The following is a 20631-nucleotide window of genomic DNA, read 5'->3' as shown; positions in this document are numbered from 1 at the left end:
GGGCAGCATGTTTGCACGGGTTGAGGACGCCAGCCAGCGCCCGCTTAGCTCTGCATGCGGAGGTTGAGGAATACGCCGTCCTGCGCTATGGTTGGACGTTGCGCTGGCTGCATCCTGCCCACCTCACACCCGCACCTGACACCGTGGTCCTAGCCTGAGCCTTGATTTCGCGCTCAGTGATCTAGTCGCGTGCCGTGCGTTCGGGAGGCCCGGACTCGAGAATGCCAGCCGAACCGACGCAGATATAGCGATATGAAGGAACCGGCGCTCAAGCCTTTGAGGCCACCCGGAAGTCGCATGAGGTGCTGGAAGGATGCATCTTGGCAGGGTCCCGCCAAAAGTCCGCAGTAGCTACCACTAACAACTCCGTTCCAGGAGCACCGAACCGAATTTCATTTGCAAAGCTCCGCGAGCCGCTCGAGGTTCCGGGGCTCCTTGAGGTACAGACCGAGTCGTTCCAGTGGCTGGTCGGCGCCGATGAGTGGCGCGAGAAGGCCAAGGCCCGCGGCGACGTGAACCCGGTGGGCGGCCTCGAAGAGGTTCTCACCGAGCTTTCGCCGATCGAGGACTTCTCGGGATCGATGTCGCTGTCGTTCAGCGACCCGCGCTTCGACGAGGTGAAGGCGCCGGTCGACGAGTGCAAAGACAAGGACATGACCTACGCGGCTCCGCTGTTCGTCACCGCGGAGTTCATCAACAACAATACCGGTGAGATCAAGAGCCAGACGGTCTTCATGGGTGACTTCCCGATGATGACCGAGAAGGGCACGTTCATCATCAACGGCACCGAGCGTGTCGTGGTGTCCCAGCTGGTCCGCTCGCCCGGTGTGTACTTCGACGAGACCATCGACAAGTCCACCGAGAAGACGCTGCACAGCGTCAAGGTGATCCCCGGCCGCGGTGCGTGGCTGGAGTTCGACGTCGACAAGCGCGACACCGTCGGTGTGCGCATCGACCGCAAGCGCCGTCAACCGGTCACCGTGCTGCTCAAGGCGCTCGGCTGGACCAACGAGCAGATCGTCGAGCGGTTCGGCTTCAGCGAGATCATGATGAGCACGCTGGAGAAGGACAACACCGCAGGCACCGACGAGGCGCTGCTGGACATCTACCGCAAGCTGCGCCCGGGCGAGCCGCCGACCAAGGAGTCCGCGCAGACCCTGCTGGAGAACCTGTTCTTCAAGGAGAAGCGCTACGACCTGGCCCGCGTGGGTCGCTACAAGGTCAACAAGAAGCTCGGCATCACCGGAAAGCCGGCTGAGACCAAGTCGACCACGCTGACCGAAGAGGACGTCGTCGCCACCATCGAGTACCTGGTCCGGCTGCACGAGGGACAGACCTCGATGACGGTGCCCGGCGGTGTCGAGGTCCCGGTTGAAACCGACGACATCGACCACTTCGGCAACCGTCGCCTGCGCACCGTCGGCGAGCTGATCCAGAACCAGATCCGGGTCGGCCTGTCCCGCATGGAGCGCGTCGTGCGCGAGCGCATGACGACTCAGGACGTCGAGGCGATCACGCCGCAGACCCTGATCAACATCCGTCCCGTCGTGGCGGCGATCAAGGAGTTCTTCGGCACGTCGCAGCTGTCGCAGTTCATGGACCAGAACAACCCGCTGTCGGGTCTGACGCACAAGCGCCGCCTGTCGGCGCTGGGCCCCGGCGGTCTGTCCCGTGAGCGCGCCGGCCTCGAGGTCCGTGACGTGCACTCGTCGCACTACGGCCGCATGTGTCCGATCGAGACGCCGGAAGGCCCGAACATCGGTCTGATCGGCTCGCTGTCGGTGTACGCGCGGGTCAACCCGTTCGGCTTCATCGAGACGCCGTACCGCAAGGTCGTCGATGGTGTGGTCAGCGACGAGATCCACTACCTGACCGCCGACGAGGAGGATCGCCACGTCGTGGCGCAGGCCAACTCGCCGATCGACGAGAAGGGCCGCTTCGTCGAGGAGCGCGTCCTGGTCCGCCGAAAGGGCGGCGAGGTCGAGTACGTCTCGTCGACCGAGGTCGACTACATGGACGTCTCGCCGCGCCAGATGGTGTCGGTCGCGACCGCGATGATTCCGTTCCTCGAGCACGACGACGCCAACCGTGCCCTGATGGGTGCCAACATGCAGCGCCAGGCGGTTCCGCTGGTACGCAGCGAGGCCCCGCTGGTCGGCACCGGCATGGAGCTGCGTGCCGCGATCGACGCCGGTGACGTGGTCGTCGCCGACAAGGCGGGCGTGATCGAGGAGGTCTCTGCCGACTACATCACCGTGATGGCCGACGACGGCACCCGGCACACCTACCGGATGCGCAAGTTCGCCCGCTCGAACCACGGCACCTGCGCCAACCAGCGTCCGATCGTCGACGCCGGCGACCGCGTGGAGGCCGGCCAGGTCATCGCCGACGGGCCGTGCACCGAGAACGGTGAGATGGCGCTGGGCAAGAATCTGCTCGTCGCCGTCATGCCTTGGGAGGGTCACAACTACGAGGACGCGATCATCCTCTCCAACCGCCTGGTCGAAGAGGACGTGCTCACCTCGATTCACATCGAGGAACACGAGATCGACGCCCGCGACACCAAGCTGGGCGCCGAGGAGATCACCCGGGACATCCCGAACGTCTCCGATGAGGTGCTGGCCGACCTCGACGAGCGCGGCATCGTCCGCATCGGCGCCGAGGTCCGCGACGGCGACATCCTGGTCGGCAAGGTCACCCCGAAGGGTGAGACCGAGCTGACGCCGGAGGAGCGGCTGCTGCGCGCGATCTTCGGTGAGAAGGCGCGCGAAGTTCGCGACACGTCGCTGAAGGTTCCGCACGGCGAGTCCGGCAAGGTCATCGGCATTCGCGTGTTCTCGCGTGAGGACGACGACGAGCTGCCTGCCGGTGTCAACGAGCTGGTCCGCGTCTACGTCGCGCAGAAGCGCAAGATCTCCGACGGCGACAAGCTGGCCGGGCGCCACGGCAACAAGGGCGTCATCGGCAAGATCCTCGCCGTTGAGGACATGCCGTTCCTGCCCGACGGGACACCGGTCGACATCATCCTGAACACCCACGGTGTGCCGCGACGGATGAACATCGGCCAGATCCTGGAGACCCACCTCGGGTGGGTGGCCAAGGCCGGGTGGAAGATCAACGGCTCGCCGGATTGGGCGAGCAATCTTCCGCAGGAATTGTTGGAGGCCGAGCCGGAGACCATCGTGTCGACGCCGGTGTTCGACGGTGCCCGCGAGGCCGAGCTTCAGGGTCTGCTCTCCTCGACGCTGCCCAACCGCGATGGCGAGACGCTCGTCAACGGGGACGGCAAGGCGATGCTGTTCGACGGCCGTAGCGGCGAACCGTTCCCGTACCCGGTGACGGTCGGCTACATGTACATCCTCAAGCTGCACCACCTGGTGGACGACAAGATCCACGCCCGCTCCACTGGCCCGTACTCGATGATCACCCAGCAGCCGCTGGGCGGTAAGGCGCAGTTCGGTGGTCAGCGGTTCGGCGAGATGGAGTGCTGGGCCATGCAGGCCTACGGCGCGGCGTACACGCTGCAGGAACTGTTGACCATCAAGTCCGACGACACCGTCGGGCGGGTCAAGGTGTACGAGGCGATCGTCAAGGGCGAGAACATCCCCGAGCCGGGCATCCCCGAGTCGTTCAAGGTGCTGCTCAAGGAGCTGCAGTCGCTGTGCCTGAACGTCGAGGTGCTGTCTTCCGATGGTGCGGCGATCGAGATGCGCGACGGCGACGACGAGGACCTGGAGCGCGCTGCCGCGAACCTGGGAATCAACTTGTCGCGCAACGAATCTGCATCCGTAGAAGACCTAGCGTGATTTGGCGATTTTCGTTTACTAATCCCGAAAGGGGAAAGGGAGTTACGTGCTAGACGTCAACTTCTTCGATGAACTCCGCATCGGCCTGGCCACCGCGGACGACATCCGCAACTGGTCCTTCGGCGAGGTCAAGAAGCCGGAGACCATCAACTACCGCACATTGAAGCCGGAGAAGGACGGCCTGTTCTGCGAGAAGATCTTCGGGCCGACTCGCGACTGGGAGTGCTACTGCGGCAAGTACAAGCGCGTCCGCTTCAAGGGCATCATCTGCGAGCGCTGCGGCGTCGAGGTGACCCGGGCCAAGGTTCGTCGTGAGCGGATGGGCCACATCGAGCTGGCCGCGCCCGTCACGCACATCTGGTACTTCAAGGGTGTGCCGTCGCGTCTGGGCTACCTGCTCGACCTGGCGCCAAAGGATCTCGAGAAGATCATCTATTTCGCGGCCTACGTCATCACCGGCGTGGACAACGAGATGAGGCACAACGAGCTCTCGACGCTCGAGGCCGAGATGGCCGTCGAGCGCAAGGCGGTCGAGGATCAGCGTGATGCCGATCTCGAGGCTCGTGCTCAGAAGCTCGAGGCAGACCTCAAGGAGCTCGAGGAAGAGGGTGCCAAGTCCGACGTGCGCCGCAAGGTGCGCGACGGTGGCGAGCGCGAGATGCGTCAGCTCCGCGACCGTGCCCAGCGTGAGCTGGACCGGCTCGAGGAAATCTGGAGCACCTTCACCAAGCTGGCGCCCAAGCAGCTGATCGTCGACGAGGTGCTCTACCGCGAGCTCGTCGACCGCTACGGCGAGTACTTCGAAGGCGCCATGGGCGCGGAGTCGATCAAGAAGCTCATCGAGACCTTCGACATCGACGCCGAGGCCGAGTCGCTGCGTGACGTCATCAAGAACGGCAAGGGCCAGAAGAAGCTTCGCGCGCTCAAGCGGCTCAAGGTGGTCGCGGCGTTCCAGCAGTCGAGCAACTCGCCGTTGGGCATGGTCCTCGACGCGGTTCCGGTGATCCCGCCGGAGCTGCGCCCGATGGTGCAGCTCGACGGTGGCCGGTTCGCCACGTCGGACCTCAACGACCTGTACCGCCGCGTCATCAACCGCAACAACCGGCTCAAGAGGCTGATCGATCTTGGCGCGCCCGAGATCATCGTCAACAACGAAAAGCGCATGCTTCAGGAGTCGGTGGACGCGCTGTTCGACAACGGCCGTCGTGGCCGGCCCGTCACCGGGCCGGGCAACCGCCCGCTGAAGTCTTTGAGCGATCTGCTCAAGGGCAAGCAGGGCCGGTTCCGTCAGAACCTGCTCGGTAAGCGCGTCGACTACTCCGGCCGTTCGGTCATCGTGGTCGGCCCGCAGCTCAAGCTGCACCAGTGCGGTCTGCCCAAGCTGATGGCACTCGAGCTGTTCAAGCCGTTCGTGATGAAGCGTCTGGTCGACCTGAACCACGCGCAGAACATCAAGAGCGCCAAGCGGATGGTCGAGCGTCAGCGTCCGCAGGTGTGGGACGTGCTCGAAGAGGTCATCGGCGAGCACCCGGTGCTGCTGAACCGCGCGCCAACGCTGCACCGCCTCGGCATCCAGGCTTTCGAGCCGATGCTGGTGGAGGGCAAGGCAATTCAGCTGCACCCGCTGGTGTGTGAGGCGTTCAACGCCGACTTCGACGGCGACCAGATGGCCGTGCACCTTCCGCTGTCGGCGGAGGCGCAGGCCGAGGCTCGCATCCTGATGCTGTCCAGCAACAACATCCTGTCGCCCGCGTCGGGCCGCCCACTGGCCATGCCGCGTCTGGACATGGTGACCGGGCTGTTCTTCCTGACCACCTTGATCGAGGGCGACACCGGCGAGTACGTGGCCGCCGCCAAGGACAAGCCGGAGTCGGGCGTCTACAGCTCGCCCGCCGAGGCCATCATGGCGCTGGACCGCGGCGCGCTGAGTGTGCGCGCCAAGATCCGGGTGCGGCTGACCCAGTTGCGTCCGCCTGCCGACATCGAAGCCGAGCTGTTCGGCGACGAGGGTTGGAAGCCGGGCGACGCTTGGACAGCCGAGACCACGCTGGGCCGGGTGATGTTCAACGAGCTGCTCCCACTCGGGTATGCGTTCGTCAACGAGCAGATGCACAAGAAGGTGCAGGCTCGGATCGTCAACGACCTGGCCGAGCGCTACCCGATGATCGTGGTTGCGCAGACCGTGGACAAGCTCAAGGACGCCGGCTTCTACTGGGCCACCCGAAGTGGAGTCACTGTCTCCATGGCTGATGTGCTTGTTCCACCACAGAAGCAGGAGATCCTCGACCGCTACGAGAAGGAAGCGGACCAGATCGAGAAGAAGTACCAGCGCGGTGCGCTCAACCATGACGAGCGCAATGAGGCACTGGTGAAGATCTGGCAGGACGCCACCGAAGAGGTCGGTCGGGCGCTGCGGGACCACTACCCGAGCGACAACCCGATCATCACGATCGTCGACTCCGGCGCCACGGGTAACTTCACCCAGACGCGGACGCTGGCCGGCATGAAGGGCCTGGTGACCAACCCGAAGGGTGAGTTCATCCCGCGTCCGATCAAGTCCTCGTTCCGTGAGGGCCTGACGGTGCTGGAGTACTTCATCAACACTCACGGCGCCCGAAAGGGTCTGGCGGACACCGCTCTTCGTACCGCCGACTCGGGTTACCTGACCCGTCGTCTGGTGGACGTGTCGCAGGACGTGATTGTTCGCGAGACCGACTGCGAGACCGAGCGGGGCATCACCGTGCACCTCGCCGAGCTCCAGGGCGATGCGCTGGTTCGCGATCAGCACATCGAAACCTCGGCCTACGCGCGCACTTTGGCGCAGGACGCGGTCGACGAGAAGGGCAACGTGGTCGTCGAACGCGGTCACGACCTGGGCGACCCGGCGATCGAGGCGCTGCTCGCGGCGGGCATCACCGAGGTGAAGGTCCGCTCCGTGCTGACCTGTGCGACGGGCACCGGCGTGTGCGCGATGTGCTACGGCCGTTCGATGGCGACGGGCAAGCTCGTCGACATCGGCGAGGCGGTCGGTATCGTCGCCGCACAGTCCATCGGTGAGCCCGGCACGCAGCTGACCATGCGTACGTTCCACCAGGGTGGTGTCACCGGCGGTGGCGACATCACCGGTGGTCTGCCGCGTGTGCAGGAGCTGTTCGAGGCCCGTGTCCCGCGGGACAAGGCCCCGATCGCCGACGTCACCGGACGGGTGCGCCTCGAAGAGGGCGAGCGCTTCTACAAGATCACCATCGTTCCCGACGATGGTGGCGAAGAAGTGGTCTACGACAAGCTCTCCCGTCGTCAGCGCCTGAAGGTGTTCAAGCACGACGACGGCAGCGAGCGGCTGCTCGCCGACGGCGACCACGTCGAGGTCGGGCAGCAGCTGATGGAAGGCTCCGCCGATCCGCACGAGGTGCTGCGCGTCCAGGGCCCCCGCGAGGTGCAGATCCACCTCGTCAAGGAGGTTCAGGAGGTCTACCGCGCTCAGGGCGTGTCCATCCACGACAAGCACATCGAGGTGATCGTCCGGCAGATGCTGCGTCGCGTCACGATCATCGATTCGGGCGCCACGGAGTTCCTGCCAGGCTCGCTGACCGAGCGTGGCGAGTTCGAGACCGAGAACCGTCGGGTGGTTGCCGAGGGTGGCGAGCCCGCGGCCGGTCGCCCGGTGCTGATGGGCATCACGAAGGCGTCGCTGGCGACCGACTCGTGGCTGTCGGCGGCGTCGTTCCAGGAGACCACGCGCGTGCTTACCGATGCGGCGATCAATTGCCGCAGCGACAAGCTGCAGGGTCTGAAGGAGAACGTGATCATCGGCAAGCTGATCCCGGCGGGTACCGGCATCAACCGGTACCGCAACATCCAGGTGCAGCCGACCGAAGAGGCCAGGGCCGCCGCGTACACGATCCCGTCCTACGAGGATCAGTACTACAGCCCGGACTTCGGCCAGGCCACCGGTGCCGCGGTCCCGCTGGACGACTACGGCTACAGCGACTACCGCTAGTCGAAACGGAGAAGCCCCCGCCCCCTTCATTGGGGTGCGGGGGCTTTTTCGTGCGTCACATTTCGCGTGACACAACCCCATATTCGGCGGCGGCGGCATATCGACACTGATGGCGCCGACCACGCCCGGCACCTACCCATTTCATTGCAGGTATCACGCCAACATGCATGGGTCGTTGATCGTCCAGTAGCGCAGGCGAGTCCGCGTCGGTGTGCACGCCTAGACTCGACCCGTGCTTATTGGTTCGCACGTCCACCAAGACGATCCCCTTGCCGCGGCCGATGCCGACGGCGCCGATGTGGTGCAGTTCTTCCTCGGCAACCCGCAGAGCTGGAAGAAGCCCAAACCGCGCGACGACGCGGAGGTGCTCAAGGCGTCGAGCATGCCGCTGTATGTCCACGCGCCGTATCTGATCAACGTGGCGTCAGCCAACAACCGGGTGCGCATCCCGTCGCGCAAGATCCTGCAGGACACCTGTGATGCGGCTTCGGAGATCAACGCGACCGCGGTGATCGTGCACGGCGGCCACGCCGACGACAACGACATGGAAGCCGGCTTCGAGCGGTGGGAGAAGGCGCTCAAGTATCTCGAGACCGATGTGCAGGTGTATCTGGAGAACACCGCGGGCGGCGACCATGCGATGGCGCGGTACTTCGACACCATCGGCCGGCTGTGGGACCACATCGGTGACAGCGGCATCGGGTTCTGCCTGGACACCTGCCATGCATGGGCAGCGGGCGAAAAGCTCATCGACGCGGTCGACCGCATCAAGGCACTGACCGGCCGTATCGACCTGGTGCACTGCAACGACTCGCGAGACGCCGCCGGTTCGGGTGCTGACCGGCACGCCAATTTCGGCACCGGCCAGATCGATCCTGACCTGCTCGTCGCGGTAGTCAAGGCCGCCGATGCACCCGTGATCTGCGAGACCGCCGACGAGGGCCGCAAGGACGACATCGCATTCCTGCGCGAACACATGAGCTAGGCGCGCCTGAAGCACGGTTCTATAACCGAACGGTTACCTAACCAGCGGTAACGTGCTGGTGAACTACGCTGAATTGAGTGTCGGCAGTTGACGACTCGCCAATCGCGTTGGTCCGCTCCGAGGATGCGGCCCAGACGCGCGAGCGCCGACTGACGATTGCCCGTCGCGCAGCGATCGCGATATGGGCCGTCGTGGTGGTATATCGCACGGCCACAACGGGTTTTGCGTTCAATCGTGAGTTGCTGCTGCTCTACATCTGCACGGGATTGATCGCGGCGAGCATTGGTCGAGGACGCCGCATGCTCTACGTCGCCCGCGACTGGCTGCCGTTTGCGGTGGTGCTCATCGCCTACGACCTCAGCAGGGGAGCGGCGACCTTGATCGGCCGGCCGACATTGTGGTCATGGCAGGTTAATGCCGATCGCTGGCTGTTCTTCGGCACGGTGCCGACGGTGTGGCTGCAGGAGCATCTCAAGCTGCCGGACCCGCCGTGGTGGGAGATCGTGATCAGCACCGTCTACATGTCGTTCTTCATCCTTCCCTATGTGGTCGCCGCGGTGCTGTGGCTACGCGACCGCGAGGAATGGAAGTCGTTCGTCCGGTTGTTCGTCGGGCTCTCATTCACAGCCCTGCTCATCTACGCGCTGATGCCCGCGGCGCCACCGTGGGCTGCTGCGCGGTGTTCAGCTGCCGACGTCGCAGGCGGTCCGTCGGCGCCTGCCTGCATGTACGGCTCGCCGCGTGGCCTGCCTGACGGAGGCCTGCTCGGTGCGATGCAGACGAGCCGGGACGGCGCCAACGAATGGGTTGAACGCATCGTCACGCGCGGTTGGGGCAAGCTGAATCTGCAAACCGCCAGCGCGTTGATCGACCGAGTGCAGTCGAGTGTCAATCTGGTCGCGGCGATCCCTTCGCTGCATGCAGGCTTGACGGCCGCCGTCGCGGCCTTCCTGTGGAAGCGGGTTCAGAGCAGGTGGCGGCCGCTGCTGCTGGCGTATGTCCTCGTGATGGCGTTCGGGCTCGTGTACACCGCCGAGCATTACGTCATCGACATCCTGCTGGGCTGGGCGCTGGCCGCTGCGGTCCTCATTCTCGTCGGGCGTCTCGAAACCCGCGCGAGCCCGCTCGTCTCTACTGTGGAGTCGTGACCGCTCGCTTTGCCGCGCTGCTCGCTGTGATCCTGTTGGCATCAGGCTGCGCCGCGCCGGGTTCGGCGGCGCCGCAAGGCTTTACCGAAGGTTCGTCGCAGCACCCGATGAGCTTCGGCGGTCTGGGCCGGTCCTATCGGCTCTACATTCCGTCTGGGTTGCCGACGCCCGCGCCGCTGGTCGTCATGCTGCACGGCGGTTTCGGCAGCGCTCAGCAGGCTGAAAGATCTTACGGCTGGGACGAATTGGCAGACAGCGCCAAGTTCGTCGTCGCCTACCCCGACGGTGTCGGCAGGGCATGGAACGTCAGCGGCGGCTGTTGTGGTCGGCCCGGTCGAGAGGGGATCGACGACGTCGGCTTTGTCACCGCAGTGGTCAACGACGTCGCCAACAACGTCGACATCGACCGCGCCCGTCTGTATGCCACGGGTATCAGCAACGGCGGCATGCTGGCCTATGCCCTGGCGTGCAACACCTCCACATTCGCCGCGATCGGTCCCGACTCGGCCACCCAGCTCGACAAATGTTCAGCGCCGCATCCAACTTCGGTGATGCACATCCACGGCACCGCCGATCCGCGGATCCGCTACGACGGCGGTCCCGGCACTGGTGTGGCGACGCCCGACGGCGGTCCGTCGATACCCGACCTGAACGCGTTCTGGCGCAATGTCGACCACTGCGGGCCCCCGGCAACGGTGACCGAGGGTGCTGTCACCACGTCGACCGCCGACTGTCCCGATGGCCGCGGCGTCGCGCTGTTGACCGTGGACGGCGGGGGACACGAGTGGCCGCCGTTCGCGACGCAGGCGCTGTGGCAGTTCTTCGCCGCTCATCCACGCTGACACCCGGCTATTACACCTCTTGTGCGACTGTTGGAGAAATGTAACATGAAGGGATGTCAGACACGCATGCCGTCACCAATCAGGTCCCGCCGCTGGAGGACTACAACCCGGCAACCTCGCCGGTTCTGGCCGAAGCGCTGGTCCGCGAGGGCGGCGAGTGGGGCCTGGACGAGGTCACCGAACTCGGCGCCCTGTCGGGCAGCCGCCAGGCCCAGCGATGGGGTGAACTGGCCGATCGCAACCAGCCGATCCTGCACACCCACGACCGCTACGGGCACCGCGTCGACGAGGTGGAGTACGACCCGGCCTACCACGAGTTGATGAAGGTGGCGATCGGTCACGGCCTGCACGGTGCGCCGTGGGCCGACGACCGGCGCGGCTCGCACGTCGTACGTGCCGCCAAGACCTCGGTTTGGACGCCGGAACCCGGCCACATCTGTCCGATTTCGATGACGTATGCCGTCGTGCCGGCGCTGCGCCATAACCCGGAGCTGGCCAAGACGTACGAGCCGCTGCTGACCAGCCGCGAGTACGACCCCGAGCTCACGGTGCCCGCCAGAAAGGTCGGCATCACCGCGGGCATGTCGATGACCGAGAAGCAGGGCGGATCCGACGTGCGCGCCGGCACCACGCAGGCCACACCCAACGGCTTCGGAAGCTACAGCCTCACCGGCCACAAATGGTTCACCTCAGCGCCGATGTGTGACATCTTCCTGGTCCTGGCGCAGGCGCCCGGTGGGCTGAGCTGCTTCATGCTTCCGCGGATCCTGCCCGACGGCAGCCGTAACCGGATGTTCTTGCAGCGCCTCAAGGACAAGCTCGGCAACCACGCCAACGCGTCCAGTGAGGTCGAGTACGACGGAGCGATCGCGTGGCTGGTCGGGGAGGAGGGCCGCGGTGTGCCGACCATCATCGAGATGGTCAACCTCACCCGGCTGGACTGCACGCTGGGCAGCGCGACGAGCATGCGCAACGGCCTGGCTCGTGCCATCCACCACGCACAGCACCGAAAGGCGTTCGGCGCGTACCTGATTGACCAGCCGCTCATGCGTAACGTGCTCGCCGACCTTGCCGTCGAAGCCGAAGCCGCCACGGTCGTCGCGATGCGCATGGCCGGAGCCACCGACAACGCGGTGCGCGGCGACGAACGCGAGTCGCTGCTGCGGCGCATCGGTCTGGCGGCAAGCAAGTACTGGGTGTGTAAGCGCGCCACCCCGCACGCGGCCGAGGCGATGGAGTGCCTTGGCGGGAACGGCTACGTCGAGGAATCGGGCATGCCGCGGCTGTATCGCGAGGCGCCGCTGATGGGCATCTGGGAGGGCTCTGGCAACGTCAGCGCGCTGGACACGTTGCGCGCCATGGCAACTCGGCCGGAGTGCGTCGACGTGCTGTTCGACGAGCTGGCCAAGACGACCGGGCAGGACCCACGGCTGGACGCCCATGTCGACGGCCTCAAGCCGCAGCTCGACGACTACGACAGCATTCAGTACCGGGCGCGCAAGATCGCCGAGGACATCAGCCTGGCGCTGCAGGGATCGCTGTTGGTGCGGCACGGCCATCCGGCCGTCGCCGAAGCGTTTCTGGCGTCGCGCATGGGCGGTGCGTGGGGCGGGGCGTTCGGAACCCTGCCCGCCGGGCTGGATCTCGCGCCCATCCTCGAGCGGGCGCTGGTTCAGGGATGACCCCGATTCTGGCCGAGCAGACGCAAAAGTGCCCATTTTCTCCTGTTTTAGGGCAGTTTTACGTCTGCTCGCGGAATGAGGTGAAAGGATGACCCACGCGATCAGGCCCGTCGACTTCGGCAATCTCAAGACGATGACCTATGAGGTCACCGATCGGGTTGCGCGCATCACCTTCAACCGCCCCGAGAAGGGCAACGCGATCATCGCCGACACGCCGCTCGAACTGTCGGCGTTGGCCGAACGCGCCGACCTCGACCCGAACGTCCACGTCATCCTGGTATCGGGCCGTGGTGAAGGCTTTTGCGCGGGCTTCGATTTGAGTGCATATGCCGAAGGCTCGTCGTCGGCGGGCGGTGGCAGCCCGTACAAGGACACCGTGCTGTCCGGTAAGACGCAGGCGATCAACCATCTGCCCGATCAGCCATGGGACCCGATGATCGACTATCAGATGATGAGCCGGTTCGTCCGCGGCTTCTCGAGCCTGATGCGCGCGGACAAGCCGACGGTCGTCAAGATCCACGGTTACTGCGTGGCGGGTGGCACCGATATCGCGCTGCACGCTGACCAGGTGATTGCGGCGGCCGACGCCAAGATCGGCTACCCACCCACCCGGGTGTGGGGTGTGCCGGCGGCGGGTATGTGGGCACACCGCCTCGGCGATCAGCGCGCGAAACGTCTTCTGCTGACCGGAGATTGCATCACCGGCGCCCAAGCCGCCGAATGGGGCCTCGCAGTCGAGGCGCCCGATCCCAAGGACCTTGACGAGCGCACCGAGCGGCTGGTCGAGCGGATCGCAGCCGTGCCGATCAATCAGCTGATCATGGTCAAGCTCGCGATGAACAGTGCGCTCTACAACCAGGGCGTGGCGAACAGCGCGATGATCTCCACGATCTTCGACGGTATCGCCCGCCACACGCCGGAGGGCCACGCGTTCGTTGCGCAGGCGCGTGAGCACGGCTTCCGGGATGCGGTGCGTCAGCGCGATGAGCCGTTCGGCGACCACGGCCGGAAGGCATCCGGGGTCTAGATGCCTGCCCTCAAGCGGATGACGGCCCGGTCGGTCGTGCTGAGCGTACTGCTCGGCGCGCACCCAGCATGGGCCACCGCGAGCGAACTCGTCAGGCTCACAGCAGATTTCGACATCCGCGAGCCGACGGTGCGGGTGGCGCTGACGCGGATGGTCAGCGCAGGCGACCTGGTGCGCTCCGAGGACGGCTACCGGCTGTCCGACCGGCTGCTCGGCCGTCAGCGTCGACAAGATGACGCCATCAACCCGCGGCTGCGCAAATGGGGCGGCACCTGGACCACACTCGTCGTCACCAGCGTCGGCACCGAAGCCCGCACCCGGGCAGCATTGCGAACCGCACTGCAGAACAACCGGTTCGGCGAACTACGTGAAGGTGTGTGGTTGCGGCCCGACAACCTCGACATCAAGCTGACCCAGGACGTATTGGGGCGGGGACGAGTGCTGCATACCCGCGACGACGACCCGGCCGACCTGGCCGCGCGGCTGTGGGACCTGCCGGGATGGGCGCGGATCGGCCACGAACTGCTCGACGAAATGGCCGCTGCCACCGACATTCCGGGAAGATTCGGCGCGGCGGCGGGCATGGTGCGACATCTGCTCACCGACCCGGTACTACCCGGTGAACTGCTGCCAGGCGACTGGCCCGGTGCTGCGTTACGTGACGCTTATACGAACTTCGCCGCCGAACTGGTCGCGCGGCGCGACGGTGTGGAATTGATGGAGGCAACATGAGCAGTGGTGGTGTGCGGGTCGAACGCAGCGGTCCGGTCACGACGGTGGTCATGAACCGGCCGGAGGCGCGCAATGCGGTCAACGGGCCGGCCGCCGCCGAGTTGTACCAAGCCTTTGACGAGTTCGACAAGGATGACGCGGCGTCGGTGGCGGTACTGTGGGGTGACAACGGAACATTTTGTGCCGGAGCGGATCTCAAAGCGTTCGGCACCCCCGACGCCAACCCTGTCCATCGATCGGGCCCAGGCCCCATGGGTCCAAGCCGGATGGTGTTGTCCAAGCCGGTGATCGCCGCGGTGAGCGGCTACGCCGTCGCCGGCGGTCTCGAGTTGGCACTGTGGTGCGATATGAGGGTGGTCGAGGAGGACGCGATCATGGGTGTCTTCTGCCGACGCTGGGGCGTCCCGTTGATCGACGGTGGCACGGTGAGGCTGCCGCGGCTGATCGGTCACGGCCGCGCGATGGACCTGATCCTGACCGGCCGCGGCGTCGACGCCAACGAGGCTTATGCCATGGGACTGGCCAATCGCGTTGTGCCCAAAGGGCAAGCGCGCCAACGCGCTGAGGAACTCGCTGCCGAACTGGCGGCGCTGCCGCAGCAATGCATGCGCTCGGATCGCCTGTCGACGATCCGCCAGTGGGGGATGTCCGAATCCGAAGCGATGGACTTCGAGTTCGCGAGCATCTCACGCGTCGCGGCGGAATCACTCGAGGGCGCAGCACGTTTCGCCGGCGGCGAAGGCCGGCACGGCGCGAGCGCCTAACCCTTGCTGATTTTGTTGCCCGAGCCGGTGTCGTTCACCTTAGGGTCACCGTCTTTGTAGGTGACGGTGTTGTTCAGGCCGACGACCGAGAGTTCCTTGTCGACCTTCTCGAACGTGACCTTGTTGTCGGCGCCGCCGATGTTCACGTTCGCGCAGGTGCCCTTGACGGTCAGCGTGTTGTTGGAACCGCCGATGTTGAGCGATTTCCCGTCGGCGCAATCGATGTCGGCAGTGGTGCCGAACGACCCGTAGTTGATCGTGTTGCCGACCTCGACCTGTGCGCCCGATGAGCCCGCCGTCGCCGTTGGGGTGTTGGTGTCCTTGCTTTCCGACCCGCAGCCCGCCATGGCCAGGGCCGCGGCAGCCACTGCTGCGATGGCATACATGCGCATGGTCATGCGGGTACCCGATCTATGCGATTGGTCATGCCTAATTCGCGGCCACGATCCCACACGACCGGGTCGCCGCTCTTGTAGAACACGGTCTGGTCGTTGCCGTACACGATGACGTTGTCGACGATGTTGTCGGCGATGATGACGTTCGACGAACCTTGGACGGTGATCGCCCAGCACGAGCCCAGCGCGTTGATCGTGTTGCCGGTCCCCATGACGAAAAGCGTCGACTCGTTGCAGTCGATCGTCTGCGCGATGCCCTGGCCGGTGATGTGCGTGTCACCGTTCTTCGCCTGGGCCCCGGGGACTCCCACGCCGAGCGCCACCGGGAATGTGATCGCGCATGCCGCCAGCGACCGGCCCACAGCTTTCGATATCACTGTTCCGTCCCCTCCGCGTGCTGTCCGATGGACGAAGCGTACGTGGCGGACAGATGTCTCGACAGTGCTTCGCACGAGTCGCCTTTGCCAACGGTGCTGGGTAGCGTGATGAGCGATGCGTTGGCGTGTCAAACCCGTTGCTGTCGCGGCGGTCACAGCGGTAGTGACCGTCGCGGGGTGTACTCAGACCGTCGGCGGCGCCGCGCGACGGGCCCAGCCCGGCGTACCCGATCCCAACCGCAGCTACGGCTATGTCGACGATCGCTGCGGGCTTTTGGTGGACAGCACCATCCAGGAAGTGATCGGTGCCGACAATGTCGTGCGCCCCTATAGCGGCGCCGTCTGCCAATACGTACTGGCGCGTGGTTCAGGCCCGGGCGCGGTTGCCCCACCGGCGATGATCGACGTCACGTTCGCCTGGTTCGAGGCGGGCACCCTCGACCGTGAACGAGCGCTGGCCAGCGAACGCGGCGCGAAGGTCACCGAGAAGATTGTCGAACGCCACCAGGCGTTCCTCGCGCGACGGGATACCACCGGCGCGGCGTGCTCGGCCACCGCCGCAGCCGGCACCGGCGTGCTCAGTTGGTGGGTGCAATTCCGCGGTCAGCAGAGCGGCGACCCCTGCACGGACGCCGAAAAGCTGCTGTCGGCGACCCTGCAGTCGGACATGTGAGCATGGGCGCCGCACAGCCGTTGTTGAGGTACTGCGCCGCGGCCGCGGCCGGTGCAGCACTGCTTTCGGGCTGCGGGCCGTCCGACAAGCCAAATACTCCGGCGTCGCCGGTGCCGGTGACCAGCGGCTTCCGCAGCGTTGACTGCAACGGGGTCACCGATGCCGACGTGAACAAGGCGGCCGGGTCGTCGATGTTCACCAAAGCCGTTGTCAGCGACGCCGGATGCTTCTGGCAGGAGAACACCGTGCTTGGCACGTTCGGCGCGGGTATGGGCATCTCGACGTGGTGGTATCGCGGCAGCGACATGGACACCGAACGTTCGCTCGAACAGCAGGCCGGCCGCACACTCACCGAGCTGTCGATCGACGGGAACAAGGGTTTCAAGGCCCACGACGCCAATGCATGCAGCATCTACGTGGCCAAGGGCGGTGATGTGATCACCTGGTCGATTCAGACCATGAATCCGGCCATGCTCCCAGACCTCTGCTCGGTCACCGAGCAACTCGCCCAGCTCAGTCAGGACCGCGTGAACTGACCAATGCGAAACTAGAGGTGTTAGTTTTTCGCTGACCCAATCGCGGGTCCAACGACCGACCCGAAGGGCGAATCGCATGGCAGCTCGGCCGGCGACATCGAGCACCGGAGCCGCTCGGCCGGCGACATCAAGCACCGGAGCCGCTCGGCCGGCGACATCAAGCACCGGCGGGCGACGTCCTCCCAGGCTGAGCCGCGACTCCATCGTCAACGCCGCGCTGACGTTCCTGGATCGTGAGGGCTGGGACGCGCTCACAATCAACGCGCTGGCCACCCAGCTCGGCACCAAGGGCCCGTCGCTGTACAACCACGTGCATAGCCTTGAGGATCTGCGGCGCACCGTCCGGATGCGGGTGGTCGGCGACATCATCGACATGCTCAACACCGTTGGCCAGGGCCGCACCCGCGATGACGCGGTGATGGCAATGGCCAGCGCCTACCGCAGCTACGCCCATCACCATCCCGGGCGCTATTCGGCGTTCACCCGGATGCCGCTCGGCGGTGACAACCCCGAATTCACCGAGGGCACGCGGGCCGCTGCCGCCCCGGTCATCTCCGTGCTCGCGTCTTACGGGCTGGAGGGAGAGCACGCGTTCTACGCGGCGCTGGAGTTCTGGTCGGCGATGCACGGGTTCGTGCTGCTGGAGATGACGGGTGCGATGAACGGGATCGACACCGACGTGGTGTTCACGGACATGGTGATGCGGCTGGCGTCCGGCATGGAGAGGCGATGAGCGCTTGCGCGAAGAGCGGAGGGCTTGAGCTAGCGCTGACCTGCGAATAGACCGTCCGCGACGGGTTTGGAGCGCTGCGGCCGCCCTGGTATTGTGGACGATCGTGCCTGGCAGATAAGGCGCATTGCGGACTTGACTCAACGAAAATTCCGCAAGCATGCCTGCACGCCGGGCCAATTCGCGTGTCCACGAAGCCTAGAGAAACTCTTCGCGGCGGACGCATGCGACACACCCGGTCGCGGGGTAAGCGAGCGGGACATAACTGCAGTACAGAGACTTAACAACAGAGAAGCAACACAGGAAGCCGGTAGATGCCAACCATTCAGCAGCTGGTCCGCAAGGGTCGCCGCGACAAGATCGCCAAGGTCAAGACCGCGGCCCTCAAGGGCAGCCCGCAGCGCCGCGGCGTGTGCACCCGCGTGTACACCACCACTCCGAAGAAGCCGAACTCGGCGCTTCGCAAGGTCGCACGCGTCAAGCTGACGAGCCAGGTTGAGGTCACCGCTTACATCCCCGGTGAAGGCCACAACCTGCAGGAGCACTCGATGGTGTTGGTGCGCGGCGGTCGTGTGAAGGACCTGCCGGGTGTGCGCTACAAGATCATCCGCGGCTCGCTGGACACCCAGGGCGTCAAGAACCGCAAGCAAGCCCGCAGCCGCTACGGCGCCAAGAAGGAGAAGAGCTAATGCCGCGCAAGGGGCCCGCGCCTAAGCGTCCGTTGGTCAACGACCCGGTCTACGGGTCCCAGCTGGTCACCCAGCTGGTCAACAAGGTGCTGCTGGACGGGAAGAAATCGCTTGCCGAACGCATTGTTTATGGTGCGCTCGAACAGGCCCGCGACAAGACCGGCACCGATCCGGTCGTCACCCTCAAGCGCGCCCTCGACAACGTCAAGCCCGCACTCGAGGTTCGCAGCCGTCGTGTCGGCGGCGCGACCTACCAGGTTCCCGTCGAGGTCCGTCCGGATCGTTCGGTCACGCTGGCACTGCGCTGGCTGGTCAGCTTTTCCAAGGCCCGCCGCGAGAAGACCATGATCGAGCGCCTGGCGAACGAGATCCTCGACGCCAGCAATGGCCTGGGTGCCGCCGTCAAGCGGCGTGAGGACACCCACAAGATGGCCGAGGCGAACCGCGCCTTCGCGCACTACCGCTGGTGATTTAGACACCCGCGGCAGCGCTGCCAGGGTGCACTGACAACAGCAACTACTTAGCGAAAGAGAAGACTTCTGTGGCACAGAAGGACGTGCTTACCGACCTGACCAAGGTCCGCAACATCGGCATCATGGCGCACATCGATGCCGGTAAGACGACGACCACCGAGCGCATCCTCTACTACACCGGTATCAGCTACAAGATCGGTGAGGTGCACGACGGCGCCGCCACCATGGACTGGATGGAGCAGGAGCAGGAGCGGGGGATCACCATCACCTCCGCCGCTACCACCTGTTTCTGGAATGACAACCAGATCAACATCATCGACACCCCAGGACACGTCGACTTCACCGTCGAGGTGGAGCGCAGCCTGCGCGTGCTCGACGGTGCCGTTGCCGTGTTCGACGGCAAGGAGGGTGTCGAGCCGCAGTCCGAGCAGGTCTGGCGCCAGGCCGACAAGTACGACGTCCCCCGCATCTGCTTCGTCAACAAGATGGACAAGATCGGCGCGGACTTCTACTTCTCCGTGCGCACCATGGAGGAGCGCTTGGGCGCCAACGTGATTCCGATCCAGCTGCCGATCGGCTCTGAAGGTGACTTCGAGGGCATCGTTGACCTGGTCGAGATGAACGCCAAGGTGTGGCGCGGTGAGACCAAGCTCGGCGAAACCTACGACACCATCGAGATCCCTGCCGATCTTGCTGAGAAGGCCGACGAGTACCGCACCAAGCTGCTCGAAGCCGTTGCAGAGACCGACGAGGCGCTGCTGGAGAAGTACTTCGGCGGCGAGGCACTTTCCGTCGAGGAGATCAAGGGCGCACTGCGCAAGCTGACGATCAACTCCGATGCCTATCTGGTGTTGTGCGGCAGCGCGTTCAAGAACAAGGGTGTGCAGCCCATGCTCGACGCGGTGATCGATTACCTGCCCTCGCCGCTGGACGTGCCGCCGGCCGTCGGCCACGCGCCGGGCAAGGAGGACGAGGAGGTCGTGCGCAAGCCGTCGACCGACGAGCCGTTCTCCGCGCTGGCCTTCAAGGTCGCCACGCACCCGTTCTTCGGCAAGCTGACCTACGTTCGGGTCTACTCCGGCAAGGTCGACTCCGGGTCGCAGGTCATCAACGCCACCAAGGGCAAGAAGGAACGGCTGGGCAAGCTGTTCCAGATGCACTCCAACAAGGAGAACCCGGTGGAGACGGCCTCGGCCGGTCACATCTACGCCGTGATCGGACTGAAGGACACCACCACCGGTGACACTCTGTCCGATCCGAACCAGCAGGTCGTGCTGGAGTCGATGACGTTCCCCGATCCGGTCATCGAGGTGGCCATCGAGCCCAAGACCAAGAGCGACCAGGAAAAGCTCGGCACCGCGATCCAGAAGCTCGCCGAGGAGGATCCGACCTTCAAGGTGCACCTGGATCAGGAGACCGGCCAGACCGTCATCGGCGGCATGGGCGAGTTGCACCTCGACATCCTCGTCGACCGCATGAAGCGCGAGTTCAAGGTCGAGGCCAACGTCGGCAAGCCGCAGGTGGCCTACAAGGAGACCATCAAACGCATGGTCGACAAGGTCGAGTACACCCACAAGAAGCAGACAGGTGGCTCGGGCCAGTTCGCGAAGGTGCTCATCTCCATCGAGCCGTTCACCGGCGAGGACGGTGCCACCTACGAGTTCGAGAACAAGGTCACCGGTGGCCGCATCCCGCGTGAGTACATCCCCTCGGTGGATGCCGGCGCGCAGGACGCCATGCAGTACGGCGTGCTGGCCGGCTATCCGCTGGTG

At 65.2% G+C, this 20631-nt stretch carries 18 protein-coding genes; 16 read left to right on the top strand and 2 right to left on the bottom strand.

The genetic code is table 11. The features are described from left to right. Nucleotides 1-320 precede the first annotated feature (320 nt). The 10 genes from VJV41_RS24875 to VJV41_RS24835 all read left to right on the top strand — a co-directional run bounded on the left by VJV41_RS24875 (nt 321) and on the right by VJV41_RS24835 (nt 14986). Nucleotides 321-3806 carry a DNA-directed RNA polymerase subunit beta gene (locus VJV41_RS24875; RefSeq protein ID WP_414685052.1) on the top strand — a complete coding sequence of 1162 codons (3486 nt, stop codon included), beginning with the start codon at nt 321-323 and terminating at the stop codon, nt 3804-3806. A gap of 46 nt (nt 3807-3852) precedes the next feature. After that, nucleotides 3853-7806 carry a DNA-directed RNA polymerase subunit beta' gene (locus tag VJV41_RS24870; RefSeq protein ID WP_325338260.1) on the top strand — a complete coding sequence of 1318 codons (3954 nt, stop codon included), beginning with the start codon at nt 3853-3855 and terminating at the stop codon, nt 7804-7806. 109 nt (nt 7807-7915) lie between these two features. Beyond that, on the top strand, nt 7916-7996 hold the full coding sequence (locus VJV41_RS28900) for a cupredoxin domain-containing protein (RefSeq protein WP_349254685.1): 81 nt from the start codon (nt 7916-7918) through the stop codon (nt 7994-7996). A gap of 42 nt (nt 7997-8038) precedes the next feature. After that, a complete protein-coding gene (locus tag VJV41_RS24865) occupies nt 8039-8791 on the top strand; it encodes a deoxyribonuclease IV (protein WP_325338258.1) in 753 nt (250 codons plus the stop codon). 77 nt (nt 8792-8868) lie between these two features. Continuing rightward, complete coding sequence (locus tag VJV41_RS24860) at nt 8869-9939, top strand: phosphatase PAP2 family protein (protein WP_325338256.1); 1071 nt, start codon at nt 8869-8871, stop codon at nt 9937-9939. Next, nucleotides 9936-10781, top strand: coding sequence for an alpha/beta hydrolase family esterase (locus tag VJV41_RS24855; RefSeq protein WP_325338254.1), 846 nt, complete (start codon nt 9936-9938; stop codon nt 10779-10781). Before VJV41_RS24860 ends, VJV41_RS24855 begins: the two co-directional genes overlap by 4 nt. Before the next feature lie 53 nt (nt 10782-10834). Further along, on the top strand, nt 10835-12463 hold the full coding sequence (locus tag VJV41_RS24850) for an acyl-CoA dehydrogenase family protein (RefSeq protein WP_325338252.1): 1629 nt from the start codon (nt 10835-10837) through the stop codon (nt 12461-12463). A gap of 88 nt (nt 12464-12551) precedes the next feature. Next, nucleotides 12552-13490: a crotonase/enoyl-CoA hydratase family protein gene (locus tag VJV41_RS24845; protein ID WP_325338250.1), complete on the top strand. Its 939-nt coding sequence runs from the start codon at nt 12552-12554 to the stop codon at nt 13488-13490. Between the two features lie 18 nt (nt 13491-13508). Beyond that, nucleotides 13509-14222, top strand: coding sequence for a PaaX family transcriptional regulator C-terminal domain-containing protein (locus tag VJV41_RS24840; protein ID WP_325338248.1), 714 nt, complete (start codon nt 13509-13511; stop codon nt 14220-14222). Continuing rightward, nucleotides 14219-14986: a crotonase/enoyl-CoA hydratase family protein gene (locus tag VJV41_RS24835; RefSeq protein WP_325338246.1), complete on the top strand. Its 768-nt coding sequence runs from the start codon at nt 14219-14221 to the stop codon at nt 14984-14986. The genes VJV41_RS24840 and VJV41_RS24835 overlap by 4 nt, the downstream gene beginning before the upstream one ends. Here the strand turns inward: VJV41_RS24835 and VJV41_RS24830 are convergent. Both VJV41_RS24830 and VJV41_RS24825 read right to left on the bottom strand, forming a co-directional pair. Further along, a complete protein-coding gene (locus VJV41_RS24830) occupies nt 14983-15384 on the bottom strand; it encodes a DUF3060 domain-containing protein (protein ID WP_325338244.1) in 402 nt (133 codons plus the stop codon). The genes VJV41_RS24835 and VJV41_RS24830 overlap by 4 nt on opposite strands. Beyond that, the gene (locus VJV41_RS24825) at nt 15381-15758 is read right to left on the bottom strand and encodes a DUF3060 domain-containing protein (protein ID WP_414685051.1); all 378 of its coding nucleotides are present in this window, start codon (nt 15756-15758) and stop codon (nt 15381-15383) included. Before VJV41_RS24825 ends, VJV41_RS24830 begins: the two co-directional genes overlap by 4 nt. Nucleotides 15759-15873: 115 nt before the next feature. On the opposite strand from VJV41_RS24825, the gene VJV41_RS24820 reads away from it, so the two are divergent. The 6 genes from VJV41_RS24820 to fusA all read left to right on the top strand — a co-directional run. Beyond that, nucleotides 15874-16431, top strand: a complete 558-nt coding sequence (locus VJV41_RS24820; RefSeq protein WP_325338243.1) for a DUF3558 domain-containing protein — start codon at nt 15874-15876, stop codon at nt 16429-16431. Between the two features lie 2 nt (nt 16432-16433). Further along, nucleotides 16434-16967, top strand: coding sequence for a DUF3558 domain-containing protein (locus VJV41_RS24815; protein ID WP_325338282.1), 534 nt, complete (start codon nt 16434-16436; stop codon nt 16965-16967). 76 nt (nt 16968-17043) lie between these two features. Beyond that, complete coding sequence (locus VJV41_RS24810; RefSeq protein WP_325338242.1) at nt 17044-17700, top strand: TetR/AcrR family transcriptional regulator; 657 nt, start codon at nt 17044-17046, stop codon at nt 17698-17700. A gap of 311 nt (nt 17701-18011) precedes the next feature. Then, on the top strand, nt 18012-18386 hold the full coding sequence (gene rpsL, locus VJV41_RS24805; protein WP_007167812.1) for a 30S ribosomal protein S12: 375 nt from the start codon (nt 18012-18014) through the stop codon (nt 18384-18386). Then, on the top strand, nt 18386-18856 hold the full coding sequence (gene rpsG / locus VJV41_RS24800; protein ID WP_014209180.1) for a 30S ribosomal protein S7: 471 nt from the start codon (nt 18386-18388) through the stop codon (nt 18854-18856). The genes rpsL and rpsG overlap by 1 nt, the downstream gene beginning before the upstream one ends. A 71-nt stretch (nt 18857-18927) precedes the next feature. Beyond that, on the top strand, nt 18928-20631 hold a 1704-nt coding region (gene fusA, locus VJV41_RS24795; protein WP_325338239.1), incomplete at its 3' end, for an elongation factor G.

The organism is Mycobacterium sp., assembly GCF_035274705.1.
In the GTDB taxonomy this organism is placed as follows: Bacteria; Actinomycetota; Actinomycetes; order Mycobacteriales; family Mycobacteriaceae; genus Mycobacterium.
This window is presented reverse-complemented; position numbering and strand designations above follow the sequence as displayed.

Coding starts and splice junctions, on each gene's coding strand:
- VJV41_RS28900 (WP_349254685.1), top strand. CDS start 7,916: ATGGCGCCGACCACGCCCGGCACCTACCCATTTCATTGCAGGTATCAC.
- VJV41_RS24850 (WP_325338252.1), top strand. CDS start 10,835: ATGTCAGACACGCATGCCGTCACCAATCAGGTCCCGCCGCTGGAGGAC.
- VJV41_RS24845 (WP_325338250.1), top strand. CDS start 12,552: ATGACCCACGCGATCAGGCCCGTCGACTTCGGCAATCTCAAGACGATG.
- VJV41_RS24840 (WP_325338248.1), top strand. CDS start 13,509: ATGACGGCCCGGTCGGTCGTGCTGAGCGTACTGCTCGGCGCGCACCCA.
- VJV41_RS24835 (WP_325338246.1), top strand. CDS start 14,219: ATGAGCAGTGGTGGTGTGCGGGTCGAACGCAGCGGTCCGGTCACGACG.
- VJV41_RS24830 (WP_325338244.1), bottom strand. CDS start 15,384: ATGACCATGCGCATGTATGCCATCGCAGCAGTGGCTGCCGCGGCCCTG.
- VJV41_RS24820 (WP_325338243.1), top strand. CDS start 15,874: ATGCGTTGGCGTGTCAAACCCGTTGCTGTCGCGGCGGTCACAGCGGTA.
- VJV41_RS24815 (WP_325338282.1), top strand. CDS start 16,434: ATGGGCGCCGCACAGCCGTTGTTGAGGTACTGCGCCGCGGCCGCGGCC.
- VJV41_RS24810 (WP_325338242.1), top strand. CDS start 17,044: ATGGCAGCTCGGCCGGCGACATCGAGCACCGGAGCCGCTCGGCCGGCG.
- rpsL (WP_007167812.1), top strand. CDS start 18,012: ATGCCAACCATTCAGCAGCTGGTCCGCAAGGGTCGCCGCGACAAGATC.
- rpsG (WP_014209180.1), top strand. CDS start 18,386: ATGCCGCGCAAGGGGCCCGCGCCTAAGCGTCCGTTGGTCAACGACCCG.